The sequence below is a fragment of the Microbacterium sp. Se63.02b genome (assembly GCF_014171575.1).
In the GTDB taxonomy this organism is placed as follows: domain Bacteria; phylum Actinomycetota; class Actinomycetes; order Actinomycetales; family Microbacteriaceae; genus Microbacterium.
This window is the reverse complement of record NZ_CP050453.1, coordinates 3,812,472-3,824,271: the sequence shown is the minus strand read 5'-3', so window position 1 is coordinate 3,824,271 and position 11,800 is coordinate 3,812,472. Positions and strand designations below refer to the sequence as shown.

Below are 11,800 nucleotides of genomic sequence, written 5' to 3'. Positions count from 1 at the left end.
TTTCTGCCTGCGTGCGCGGGCGGCGGAGCAGCGCGTGCGGAAGCAGCACGTGGAGCAGGAAGCAGGAGTGGAGAGAAGAGCCTGTGATGAACGCTGACACGCCCGTGTTCGCGATCGCGGCCGCGGCAGAGCTCTCGGGCCTCCACCCGCAGACCCTCCGGCAGTACGACCGCATCGGACTCGTGGTACCAGGACGCACCACCGGTGGTTCCCGCCGCTACTCACCTCGGAACATCGAGCAGTTGCGCGAGGTGGCCCAGCTCTCCTCCGAAGGCATGAGTCTTCCGGCGATCGCCCGTCTGCTCGACCTCGAAGACGAGAACAGGATGCTGCGGGGGCGCATCGCGGTGCTCGAGAGCGCCCTGCGCACCGAGCGCGAGAATCGTCCGGGCGTGCGCGTGTTCGCCGCGGGATCAGCGGGCGTCGTGCCCGTGCCGAGCGGCCGCCGCATCCGCCGCTCCACCGACGTCGTGCTCTGGGATCCGCGCGGCACCGCGTAGGTCGGGAATCCGCTTCCTCGGGTTGCGGCACTTCCCCGCTCCGCGATGGGGCCCTCCCGTGGGCGACGCGAGGCGAGGCGAGGGGCGCAGGCCCACAGCAGATGGAAAAGTGCGCTTCCTAGCGTGGACGCAGGGAACGACCCTGCTCCGCGCCTGGCGCGCGGGTGTCCTGCCACGAAGGAAGAACTCCTCATGACGAACACCAAAGCCTCCTCGTCCGCACCCTCGCTGGGACTGCTGATCCTGCGCGTCGTGGCGGGCGCGATCTTCGCCGCACACGGTGCGCAGAAGATCTTCGAGTTCACGCTGCCCGGAACGATCGGCAGCTTCGCGGGCATGGGGATCCCGCTGCCCGAGATCGCGGCGCCGATCGTCGCCTTCGTCGAGCTCATCGGCGGCCTCCTGCTCATGCTCGGACTCTTCACCCGTCCGGTGGGCATCCTGCTCGCGATCGACATGATCGTCGCCCTCGTCGCGGTACACCTGCCCGCCGGTCTCTGGGTGGGCGAAGGTGGGTACGAGTTCGTCGCCGTGCTCGGCGCTGCAGCGCTCGCGCTCGCGTTCACCGGCGCAGGGCGGTTCTCGGTCGACGGTGCCTTCCTCCGCGGTCGAGCGCCGGCCTGGCTGAGCTGAAACCCCGCCGGCCCGGCTGAGTTGGACCGCGCCTGTCTGGCTGAGCTGAACCCCCGTCGCCGGACTGGCTGAGCGGAACCCGCGCCTGTCATCGGGCCGCGCCGCCCCGCCTCGCTCTCGTGAGGCGGGGCTTTTCGTGCGCCGAGTTGACTTCTGAAATCGATTCCAGTTAACTGTCGATCGTTAACGGTACACGAAGGGGTGACGCAGTGGTCACGATGAGGCCTACCCGAGCGCCGGCGCTCGGAGACCAGCTGGCAGCGGTGCTGCGCGATCAGATCGTGCGGCGACAACTGCAACCGGGCACGCACCTGGTCGAAGACTCCGTGGCCGCGGAGTACGACGTCAGCCGAGGACCCGTGCGCGATGCGCTGCGTCTGCTCGAGTCACAAGGACTCGTCGAGTCGCGACGGCGGGGCTTCTTCGTGGTCGGACTCAGCGAGAGCGACATCGACGACCTCTACGAGCTGCGCGAGTCCATCGAACTCGTCGCCGTGACCCGTGCGATCGCTCAGGCGACGCCGGATCAGCTCCGGATCGGACGCGAGATCGTCGAGGAGATGGTGGCGTGCGCCGACCGCTCGGCGGCTGCGGACTTCGCCGACGCCGACATGCGCTTCCACGCCCTCCTCTACCGCGTGGGCGGGAACCGTCGCCTGATCGACGTGTGGGAGGCCTACGAACCGGTCTTCGCCAGTCTCATGCAGCTCACGGTCGAGGAAGACGTCGACCTGCACCCGTCGGCCCACGATCACGGACGCCTGCTCGACCTCATCGAGGAGGGCGACGGTGAGAAGGTGCGCGCCGAGCTCCGCGAGCACCTCGACGGCGCGCGGGGACGGATGAGCCACGCCGTCCAGGCCCTCATCGGACCGGACACCGCCTCGGCGAGAGGCCTCGCCTCATGAGCATCCTCGAGGCGAGAGAGGCCGGACCCGTGCACGCGGAGCCCGTCGAAGAAACCCCTCGTCCACGTCGGCGCTTCGTCGGCGTCGCGCAGTCGAAGACCCTGCTCCTCCTCGCGATCCCTGCCCTGCTGTTCTACGGCTTCGCGGTCATCGTGCCGTCGATCCGCGGCGCCGTGCTCGCGTTCACCGACTGGGACGGACTGTCTCAGAACTACGACTTCGTCGGCTTCGCGAACTTCGTGCGCATCTTCACGAGCGACAGCTCGCTCGAGGCGCTCAAGATGACGCTGATCTTCGCTTTCGCGGTGACGGTGCTGCAGAACGGGATCGGCCTGCTGCTCGCGCTCGGCGTCAACTCGGGGCTGAAGTCCCGCAACTTCCTGCGTGTGCTGTTCTTCGCGCCCGTCGTCATCACACCGGTCGTGGTGGCGTACCTGTGGAAGTTCATGTTGACACCGGACGGCGCGGTCAACAGCGTCCTCGACGGCGTCGGTCTCGGCGACCTCGCGCCCAGTTGGCTCGGCGATCCGTTCTGGGCGGCGTTCTCCATCGTGATGATGGTGGTCTGGCAGCACGCCGGCTACTCGATGGTGATCTACCTGGCAGGGCTCCAGTCCATCCCGCAGGAGGTGAACGAGGCCGCGGCCGTCGACGGTGCGGGCGCGTGGCGCCGGTTCTGGTCGGTCACCTGGCCCCTGCTCGCCCCCGCCACGGCGATCAACGTGATGCTCACGATCATCGGCGGCCTGAAGATGTTCACCGAGGTGTTCGTCCTCACCGCCGGCGGGCCTGGCGGCTCGACCGAGACCCTCTCGACGCTGCTCTACAAGTCGGCGTTCCAGTTCAACGAGTTCGGCTACGGCATCGCGCTCGCACTCGTGCTCGCCGTGGTGGTCGCGATCTTCTCCGTCGGCCAGCAGCGTCTGTCCCGGAAGGGGAATGACTGATGTTCCGCTACACGAAGGGCGTCTTCGCCCGCGAGGTCCTGATGATCGGCGTCGCGCTGATCTTCGTCTTCCCGGTGTACATCCTGGTGAACATGTCGCTGCGCTCGGCGAACGACTCCTCGTCGCCGCTCGTCCCCGCCGCACAGCCCACGTTCGACAACTTCGTGCAGGCCTGGAATCAAGCGGGTCTCGGGACCGCGCTCCTCAACAGCGCGATCGTCACCGTGACCAGCGTCGTTCTCATCGTGGCGATCTCGTCGATGGCTGCGTATCCGCTGGCTCGGGTCATGTCCGGTCTGTCGACGACACTGTTCTGGATCGTGCTCGCGGGCATGATGATCCCCTTCCAGGTCGCGCTCATCCCGCTCTACCAGACGATGCGCGACCTCGGCCTGCTGGGCTCGCTCGCCTCGCTGATCCTGTTCTACACGGGCAGCCAGGTGCCGTTCTCGGTCTTCCTGTACACCGGGTTCCTGCGCACACTCGACCGCGACTACGAGGAAGCGGCGGCGATCGACGGCGCCGGCACGTTCCGCACGTTCCTCAGCATCGTCTTCCCCCTCCTGCGCCCCATCACCGGGACCGTGGTGATCCTGAACGCGATCGCGGTGTGGAACGACTTCCTCGTGCCGCTGCTCTACCTGAGCGGCACTCCGCAGCAGACCGTCACCGTCGCGCTGTATGCGTTCGTCGGGCAGTTCGTGTCGAACTGGCCGGTCGTGTTCGCCGGTCTCGTGATCAGCGTGGTCCCCGTACTGCTCGTCTACTTCCTCATGCAGAAGCAGATCATCCAGGGCTTCGCCGGCGGGCTGAAGGGATGAGCGGGTTCGAACCCTATGCGTTGCGCGCCGACGGTCAGGACGCGCCGCAGGGCATCGTCGCGGCACCGGTGTTCTCGTGGCGCCTGCGCTCCGACCGGAGGGGTGCGCGGCAGACCGCGTATCGCGTCGTCGTCGCCGCGCGCCTGCCGGGAGGAGGCAGCGCACGGGCCTGGGACTCCGGCCGTGTCGAGTCGGCGGAGACCATCGGCGTCCGCTACGGAGGAGCCCCGCTCGCGTCGTCCCTGGACTACGACTGGACGCTCACCGTCGAAGACGAGACCGGTGCGGTGGTCGAGCGCGTCGCCGCGTTCGCGACCGGGATCGTCCATCCCGACGAATGGGCTGCGGCATGGATCGGGCGCAACCCGGTGTACCGGCACGTCGCTCTGCCGCCGCAGGACACGGACATCAGCTTCACCGTGAACAAGCTCCAGCCGGTACGACGGTTCGTCCGTCATTTCGACCTCGACGTCGTACCGGCGGTGGCGAAGGTGCACGCCTCGGCACAGGGCATCTACCGCCTGTATGTCAACGGCCACCGCGTGGGCACCGACGAGCTGGCCCCGGGCTGGACCGAGTATCGGGATCGGATCACCTACCAGTCGTGGGATGTGACGGAACACCTGCGTCCTGGCCGCAACAGCATCGCCGCCCTGCTCGGAGACGGCTGGTACGTGGGATTCATCGGCACCGACCGTCGGCACCAGGCCCAGCACTACGGCACGGAACCGGCTCTCCTCGCGCAGCTGACGATGGACGCCCCGGACGGCGGTCGGTCGCTCGTCGCCACGGATGAGTCCTGGCGCGAGACCGCGAGTGAGATCCTCTACGCCGACCTGTTGATGGGACAGTACGAGGACTCCCGTCGCGCCCAGCCCGACTGGCACCTTCCCGACACCGACATCTCCGACTGGTCGTCGGCGGTGGTCGTGGGGACCGATGTCGATCGGCTCACCCCGAGGTGGACCCGGGGGTCAGGGCGACCGTGACGTTGCCGGCGGTCTCGGTCGAGGAGGTCGGGGAGCGGCGCCACATCGTCGACTTCGGGCAGAACCTCGTCGGCCGCGTGCGGCTGACCGTGCGGGGGCAGGCCGCGGGCACGCGGATCCAGCTCGATCACGCCGAAGTGCTCGACCACGGCGAGCTGTACACCGCGAACCTGCGAACCGCCGAGCCCGTCGACGTGTTCTGGACCAACGGGGAGACGGAGCAGGTCTTCGAACCGCGGTTCACCCTGCACGGGTTCCGGTTCGCCGAGATCACCGGGCTGGAAGGGCCGCTGGACGCGGGCGACGTCGAGGCCGTCGTGCTGCACAACGACGTCGAGTTCCTCGGCGACTTCTCGTCGTCGGACGCCCCGCTCGATCGTCTCTTCCAGAACATCTGCTGGGGGCTCCGGGGCAACTTCGTGTCCATACCGACCGACTGCCCCCAGCGGGACGAGCGCCTGGGCTGGCTCGCCGACGCCCAGGTGTTCGCGCCGACGGCCCTCGCCATCGCCGACGTCGGACCGCTCCTGCGGCGATGGATGCGCGACGTGCGCAGCGCGCAGAACGACGACGGGGCGTTCCCCGACATCGCGCCGCACCTCATCCATCTCCGCGAGGGCGCTCCGGCGTGGGGAGACGGCGGCGTCACGATCCCGTGGCACATCCATCGCGCGACAGGCGACCTGACGGTGCTGGAGGAGGCGGCCGACTCCATGATCGCGTGGGTGCGACACGTCGAACGGCACAACCCCTCCCTCATCTGGCGCGCACAGGTCGGCAACGACTACGGCGACTGGCTGCAGATCGGCGAGGAGACGCGCAAGGACGTGCTGTCCACGGCGTACTTCGCGCACAGCGCCGACCTCACCGCACGCACCCTCCGACTCGTCGGCAGGGACGACGAGGCCGACGGCATCGACGAGCTGCGGGAGCGGATCGTCGCCGCGTTCGGGTCGTCCTTCATCGCCGCGGACGGCACGGTCGCCGGCGACACGCAGGGCGGGTATCTGCTCGCACTGTCGTTCGGGCTCCACCGCGACGACGCCGAGCGCGACCGCATCGCGGAGAAGCTGGTGGAATCCGTGCTCCGCCGCGACGTGTCCTTGACGACGGGGTTCGTGACCGTCGGTCTGCTCTGCCCCGTGCTCGCCGAGATCGGGCGGGAGGATCTCGCGTTCCGCCTGCTCCACAACGACCGCTACCCGTCGTGGCTGTTCTCGGTGCGCAACGGCGCCACGACGATCTGGGAGCGCTGGGACGGATGGACGCCCGAGCGCGGGTTCCAGTCGGCTCGCATGAACAGCTTCAACCACTACTCGCTCGGCTCCGTCGGGCAGTGGTTCCTGTCGGGGATCCTCGGCATCACGCAGCAGAGCGATTCCGCAGGCTACCGCGACCTCACGCTCTCGCCGCGGTTCGACCCTTTCCTCACCCACGCGCAGGGGGCGCTCGAGACGCCACGCGGACGGGTCGAGCTCCTGGCGCCGTGACGGCGCGGACATCACCTGGACGGTCACGGTTCCCCCCGGGACGCCTGCCGTCGCCGAGCTTCCCTGCCGCACGGCATCCGAGATCACGGAAGGAGGCGAGAACACGACGCACTCGCAAGGCGTCACCCTGATGGACCACGGCCAGGGGAGCATCCGCTTGCGGCTGGAATCCGGAACCTTCACCTTCCGTTTCCCGGCCGGATGACCCCCGATACCCCGCTCACACCTGTTCCGGGGGCTCCCGCCCCCTTCCTGCATTGGAGTTTATCCACCATGAATCTGCGTAACATCGCCATCGTCGCCGGTGTCGCCGTCGCGGCCGTCGGCCTCGCGGCCTGCTCGTCGTCGGAACCGGCGGCGTCGCCGGACGAGCCCACCGACGCGCTCACCATCGCGACCACCTCGAACAACCAGGCGCCGATGGAGGCCGTCGTCGAGGCGTATGAGGAGAAGACCGGACTCGACGTGAACCTGACCGTCGCCGACACCTCCCAGTTCCAGACCACCGTGCGCACGCAGCTCTCCAGCGGCACCGCGCCCGACGTGTTCACCGTATGGGCCGGCGGCGGCAACCCCGGCGCGATCGACGTCCTGCAGGGCGCCGGATACCTCGCCGACCTGTCGGACCGGCCCTGGGTCGACGCGGTCGACGAAGGTACTGCCGAGACGCTGCAGATCGACGGGAAGACCTACGGGCTGCCGTCGAAGCTCGACGCGGTCGGCACCATCTACAACACCGGCACCCTGGCCGAACTCGGCCTCGAGGTGCCGACGACCTACAGCGAACTGCTCGACTACTGCGCCGATGTGAAGGACGCGGGCAAGGTCGCGTTCGCCCTCGGGATCCAGACCGACTGGGTCACCCAGCTCATCCCGTACGCGCTCGTGGCCTCGACCGTCTACGGCGACGCCCCGGACTTCGATGCCGAGCTCACCGACGGATCCGCGACCTTCGCGGGGTCGGGCTGGGGTGACGCCTTCGACAAGTACCTGGAGATGAGTGACGCCGGGTGCTTCAACGACGACCCGCTCGGGACCGACGTGACGGCGTCGTATGCGCTCGTGAACTCGGGCGCCGCGGTGGGCGTCGTGCAGGTGCTGGCCTCGTACCCGCAGATCGCCTCGACGGCGCCGGAGGGAACCGAGTTCGGCTTCTTCGCGCTGCCGGGAGACGACTCCGGCACGACGTCGATCCCCCGCGGCATCGGCGTGAGCTTCGCCGTGAACGAGTCGGCGAAGAACAAGGTCAACGCGCTGGACTTCGTCGACTGGCTCGCGACCCCCGAGGCGACGGCGATCTGGTTCGCGACCGCCCCCGGCATCCCCGCGCTGAGCGACGCCGAGGTCGAGCTCGACCCCGTCATGCAGTCCGCCGCCGACATCATCGCCGCCGGCGACACGGCGCCGATGCCCGATCAGGGCTGGCCGAACGCCAAGGCCCAGTCGGCGCTGTTCATCGGCACCCAGCAGCTGTTCTCGGACCAGGCGAGCGTCGACGACGTGCTGCGCGCCATGGACGAGGCGTTCGCCGGCTGACCCCTCCGTCGGATGCAGGCGGTGAAACGCCTGCATCCGACGTCCGTCCTCCTCCACGCCTCGCTCGAAAGAAGCTCCAACGCCATGCGCTCGCACGACATCATCACCGCAGTACCCCTCTCGTTCGATCAGAGCGGAGGGCTGGACCTCGACGGTTCACGTCGGATCCTCGAATACGTCGCCGCGTCCGGCGTGCAGGGCGCGCTCGTGCTGGGGACGACGGGTGAGTTCCCGCGCTGTCGATCGAGGAGCGCAACGCCGTCGCGCGCCTGTCGGTGGAGATCCTGGCGGGCGTGCGCGTGATCGTGCACGTGGGAGCGGCGAGCCGGTTCGAGGTGTCGCAGCTCATCCGCGGTGCACGCGACGCCGGCGCGACGGAGATCGCCGTCCTCACCCCCTATTACCTTCCAGCCACACCCGACGAGGTCTACGACTTCTTCCGCGAAGTCGCGTCGGAGGCCGCTGGACTCGATGTCTACGTCTACATGTTCGAGGCCCGCACCGGCATCCCCGTCGATGCCGATCTCCTCGTCCGTCTCGCAGAGCTGCCCGGAGTCGTCGGAGTGAAGGTGAGCGGTGAATCGCTCGACCTGATCTCGTCGTTCCGGGAACGGCTGCCCGAGGGGTTCCGGATCTACACCGGAGCGGACGGCGACTTCGCGCGCGCCGGACGAGCGGGGGCGGACGGGGTGATCTCCGGTGTCGCATCGGCGTTCGCGGTGCCGTTCGTCGCAATGCGGGACGCTCTTCTCGCGGACGACACCGGTCGCATCGCGACACTGCAGACAGACATCGACGAGGTCGTCGAGGCCGTGGACGGATCCCCGCGCGCATGCGCGCCGTCCACCGCCTCGCCGGGCGCCCGGTCGGGGGCAAGCGCATGCCCATCCCCGAGCCGGACGCCGAGGTGCTCGCGCGTCTCGAACGCGCCGTCCCTCGTTTTCACTGAAACCGCGGCGTCCGACGACGGGCGTCGCACGACAAAGGAGTTGCAATGCTGCCCTCACACGTCATACCCCGCAGGCGAACGCTCGCTGCGGGTGCGCTGCTGACCGCCGCGATGCTGGTCGCCGGTCTCGCCGGATCCGCCGTCGCCGACGACGAGTCCGCGCCGATCCGGGTGGTCGACGGCCTCATCGACACCACGGACCTGATCTCGCTCGGGTTGCCCCAGGCCGAGAACGCCGAGACCGTCACGATCTTCGAACCAGGAGATCAGGACGACAAGTTCAACCACGGGACCGTGCTGCTGCCGTTCCGCGGAAAGCTGTACGCCCAGTGGCAGAGCTCGGCGCTGGACGAGGACGCCCCGGAGACCGTCGTGAAGTACAGCGTCAGCGACGACGGCGAGGTCTGGTCCGAGCCTGTTCCGCTCACGGCGCCGCGCACCGACGGCTACACCTCCAACGGAGGATGGTGGACCGACGGGGAGACCCTCGTCGCCTACCTCAACGTGTGGCCGGCCGCTCTCAAGCCCCGCGGCGGATACACCGAGTACGTCACGAGCACCGACGGCGTGAACTGGTCGGCGCCGCAGCGCGTGACAGACCAGAACGGCGTGCCCGTCGACGGCATCATCGAGCAGGACGTCAAGGCGCTGCCCAGCGGCCGGGTGCTCACGGCGTTCCACGTGCAGCCCGGGTTGCAGGTGAAGCCGTACTACACGGACGACCCCCTCGGAGTGACCGGATGGACCCAGGGGGAGTTCGACAATCAGCCGTATCTGCCCGACGAGATGTCGCGCGAGCTCGAGCCGAGCTGGCACGTCAGGGAGGACGGCTCGATCGTCATGACGTTCCGCGATCAGGGTGGCAGCTCGATGCTCAAGCTCGCCTCCGTCAGCGAGGACGACGGTGCGACCTGGTCGGACTCCGTCGTCACGAACGTGCCGGATTCGCGCACGAAGCAGAGTGCGGGAAACCTGCCCGACGGCACCGCCTACCTCGTCGGCAGCCTGACCGGGACGAAGACCCGCTTCCCGCTGGTCATCGTCTTGAGCGCTGATGGAGAGACGTTCGACGACGGATACGTCCTGCGCGACGCGAACGATCTTCAGCCGCGCCGATACGAAGGCAAGTCCAAGAACCTCGGCTACAGCTACCAGAAGAGCGTCCTCTGGGGCGACCACCTCTACGTCTCGTACGGCACGAACAAGGAGGATGTCGAGCTGACGCGCGTTCCGGTCGAGGATCTCGCTCAGCGGGATGTCCCGGGAGCGGTGGCCTCGCCGACGGCGGTGGGCTCCGGCCGATCGCTGCAGGTGACATGGGCCGCGCCGGCCGACGCGGGCGACTCCGCGATCACGGGCTACGTGGTCGAAGCGGTGGCGACGTCTGGGCGCACGATCCGCGTCGAGGTCGCGGCCGAAGAGGCGAGCACGACACTCGCGGACGTGCACCCCGGGCGCTACCGCGTCACGGTCACCGCGGTGAACCGGTTCGGCGAGGGCGAGCGGTCCGCGCCCTCCGGGTGGACCAACGTCACGGGAGGCCGAGGCTGACGCCTGCTCGAGCCGAGTGCGGATGCCGTGGGGAGACCCCACGGCATCCGTCGTTTCTGCAGGGTGGCGGGCGGCGGGCGTCGATGTTCCTCGCGGTCGGAGCCCCTAGCAATCTGAAATCGATTTCGCTAGATTCGGCATCTCATCCGCCGCTCGACGAGGAGCACCATGTCCGACACCCCCGCCCGCCGTCTCCGCCGTCCGCGCCCGATCGCCGTCGCGGCATCCGCTGTCGTCGCACTCGGCCTCACCGCCTGCTCCGGTGGCACCGCGAACAACGACACCGTGGACATCGACACCGATCAGGACAAGCCGTTCGTCCTCGAGGGCGTGTCGGGTCTCACCGAGGTCGCGCAGCTCACCGGTCCCGCGGCCATCAACGACACCGAGTCCGTGGGCGTCGCCGGCACCGACCTGGGGTCGATGGCCACCGTCGGCGACAAGACCTTCTTCTTCTTCGGCGACACCTTCGGCGAGCGTGCACCGGGGGCCACGGGTGGCCAGGGCGGGCAGTGGCGCTCGAACGTCGCCGCATGGAGCACGGACGACGACCCCTCGGACGGCATCTTCTTCGACGGCTGGGTGAGCGACGGCATCGGTCTCGCCGCCCCGATGATCGAGGGCGATCACGATGCGAACGACGGGAGCGGCGAGGTGACGAAGATCCCCACCGCCGGCTTCGCGATCGGCGACACGATCTACGTCTCCTACATGTCGGTGAGCTTCTGGGGCGACCCCGGGGCCTGGGATTCCCGCCGTTCCGCGCTCATCGTCTCGCGAGACGACGGCCAGAGCTGGCAGCCGGTGGAGGGTGTCGAATGGCCGGGAGAGTCGAACTTCGTCCAGTTCGCCGCCGCTCCCGTGACCGAGGCGGGGGAAGACTGGATCTACCTGTGGGCGATCCCGTCCGGTCGGTTCGGTGAGGTGAAGCTGATGCGCGTCCCCGCGACGGAGGAGTCGGTCGAGGAGCAGTCCGCCTACTCCTACTACGCCGGCCTCGACGGTGAGCGGCCGCGCTGGAGTGATGACATGGCCGAGGCGGAGACCATCGTCGAGGGGACCATCGGCGAGCTCTCGGTGATGTGGTCGACGTACCTCGAACGGTGGGTCATGACCTACTCGGATGCCGGGAACGCATACATCCGCGAGGGGATCACGCCATGGGGTCCGTGGGGCGAGCCGATCGAGGTGATCGACGGCGGCGACTATCCGGGGCTGTATGCGCCGTATCTGAATCCCCGCCAGGTGTCGGACGACGGGCGACGGATCTACTTCACCCTCTCGCTCTGGGACCCGTACAACGTGTTCTGGTTCGCGGTGGACCTCGACCGCGCCGCAGACGGCTGAGCCCCCGGCGACTCTTGCGCATGAAATCGATTTCGCCTACTCTGACGCATACCCGATCACCGCGGATCGACGTGCGCTGGTCGGTACCCATCGGCAGGAGCCGAGACACAGCACGACTCGAAGATGAGT

General features: G+C 68.4%; 10 protein-coding genes and 1 pseudogene. All 11 read left to right on the top strand.

From position 1 onward, the window contains the following. Positions 1–86 precede the first annotated feature (86 nt). The 11 genes and pseudogenes from G4G29_RS19090 to G4G29_RS19035 all read left to right on the top strand — a co-directional run bounded on the left by G4G29_RS19090 (position 87) and on the right by G4G29_RS19035 (position 11,671). On the top strand, positions 87–500 hold the full coding sequence (locus G4G29_RS19090; RefSeq protein ID WP_183151216.1) for a MerR family transcriptional regulator: 414 nt from the start codon (positions 87–89) through the stop codon (positions 498–500). 192 nt (positions 501–692) lie between these two features. Continuing rightward, the gene (locus tag G4G29_RS19085; RefSeq protein WP_183151215.1) at positions 693–1,133 is read left to right on the top strand and encodes a DoxX family protein; all 441 of its coding nucleotides are present in this window, start codon (positions 693–695) and stop codon (positions 1,131–1,133) included. A 218-nt stretch (positions 1,134–1,351) separates the two neighbouring features. Next, positions 1,352–2,041, top strand: a complete 690-nt coding sequence (locus G4G29_RS19080; protein WP_183151214.1) for a GntR family transcriptional regulator — start codon at positions 1,352–1,354, stop codon at positions 2,039–2,041. Next, positions 2,038–2,988, top strand: coding sequence for a sugar ABC transporter permease (locus tag G4G29_RS19075; protein WP_183151213.1), 951 nt, complete (start codon positions 2,038–2,040; stop codon positions 2,986–2,988). Before G4G29_RS19080 ends, G4G29_RS19075 begins: the two co-directional genes overlap by 4 nt. After that, a complete protein-coding gene (locus tag G4G29_RS19070; protein WP_183151212.1) occupies positions 2,988–3,809 on the top strand; it encodes a carbohydrate ABC transporter permease in 822 nt (273 codons plus the stop codon). The genes G4G29_RS19075 and G4G29_RS19070 overlap by 1 nt, the downstream gene beginning before the upstream one ends. Further along, on the top strand, positions 3,806–4,798 hold the full coding sequence (locus G4G29_RS19065; RefSeq protein WP_183151211.1) for an alpha-L-rhamnosidase N-terminal domain-containing protein: 993 nt from the start codon (positions 3,806–3,808) through the stop codon (positions 4,796–4,798). The genes G4G29_RS19070 and G4G29_RS19065 overlap by 4 nt, the downstream gene beginning before the upstream one ends. Continuing rightward, positions 4,795–6,288 (top strand): family 78 glycoside hydrolase catalytic domain, encoded by a 1,494-nt coding sequence (locus tag G4G29_RS19060; RefSeq protein ID WP_183151210.1) that lies wholly within the window; start codon positions 4,795–4,797, stop codon positions 6,286–6,288. The genes G4G29_RS19065 and G4G29_RS19060 overlap by 4 nt, the downstream gene beginning before the upstream one ends. 273 nt (positions 6,289–6,561) lie before the next feature. Then, positions 6,562–7,824 (top strand): extracellular solute-binding protein, encoded by a 1,263-nt coding sequence (locus G4G29_RS19055; protein ID WP_183151209.1) that lies wholly within the window; start codon positions 6,562–6,564, stop codon positions 7,822–7,824. Positions 7,825–7,836: 12 nt separating this feature from the next. Then, positions 7,837–8,876, top strand: a pseudogene (locus G4G29_RS19045) (dihydrodipicolinate synthase family protein). Beyond that, positions 8,819–10,324 carry an exo-alpha-sialidase gene (locus G4G29_RS19040; RefSeq protein WP_183151207.1) on the top strand — a complete coding sequence of 502 codons (1,506 nt, stop codon included), beginning with the start codon at positions 8,819–8,821 and terminating at the stop codon, positions 10,322–10,324. The pseudogene G4G29_RS19045 and the gene G4G29_RS19040 overlap by 58 nt, the downstream one beginning before the upstream one ends. A gap of 168 nt (positions 10,325–10,492) precedes the next feature. Beyond that, complete coding sequence (locus G4G29_RS19035) at positions 10,493–11,671, top strand: DUF4185 domain-containing protein (protein WP_183151206.1); 1,179 nt, start codon at positions 10,493–10,495, stop codon at positions 11,669–11,671. Positions 11,672–11,800: the final 129 nt, after the last annotated feature.

Excerpts from the sequence above, each read along its gene's own strand:
- G4G29_RS19090 (WP_183151216.1), top strand. The coding sequence starts at position 87 with ATGAACGCTGACACGCCCGTGTTCGCGATCGCGGCCGCGGCAGAGCTC.
- G4G29_RS19085 (WP_183151215.1), top strand. The coding sequence starts at position 693 with ATGACGAACACCAAAGCCTCCTCGTCCGCACCCTCGCTGGGACTGCTG.
- G4G29_RS19080 (WP_183151214.1), top strand. The coding sequence starts at position 1,352 with ATGAGGCCTACCCGAGCGCCGGCGCTCGGAGACCAGCTGGCAGCGGTG.
- G4G29_RS19075 (WP_183151213.1), top strand. The coding sequence starts at position 2,038 with ATGAGCATCCTCGAGGCGAGAGAGGCCGGACCCGTGCACGCGGAGCCC.
- G4G29_RS19070 (WP_183151212.1), top strand. The coding sequence starts at position 2,988 with ATGTTCCGCTACACGAAGGGCGTCTTCGCCCGCGAGGTCCTGATGATC.
- G4G29_RS19065 (WP_183151211.1), top strand. The coding sequence starts at position 3,806 with ATGAGCGGGTTCGAACCCTATGCGTTGCGCGCCGACGGTCAGGACGCG.
- G4G29_RS19055 (WP_183151209.1), top strand. The coding sequence starts at position 6,562 with ATGAATCTGCGTAACATCGCCATCGTCGCCGGTGTCGCCGTCGCGGCC.
- G4G29_RS19040 (WP_183151207.1), top strand. The coding sequence starts at position 8,819 with ATGCTGCCCTCACACGTCATACCCCGCAGGCGAACGCTCGCTGCGGGT.
- G4G29_RS19035 (WP_183151206.1), top strand. The coding sequence starts at position 10,493 with ATGTCCGACACCCCCGCCCGCCGTCTCCGCCGTCCGCGCCCGATCGCC.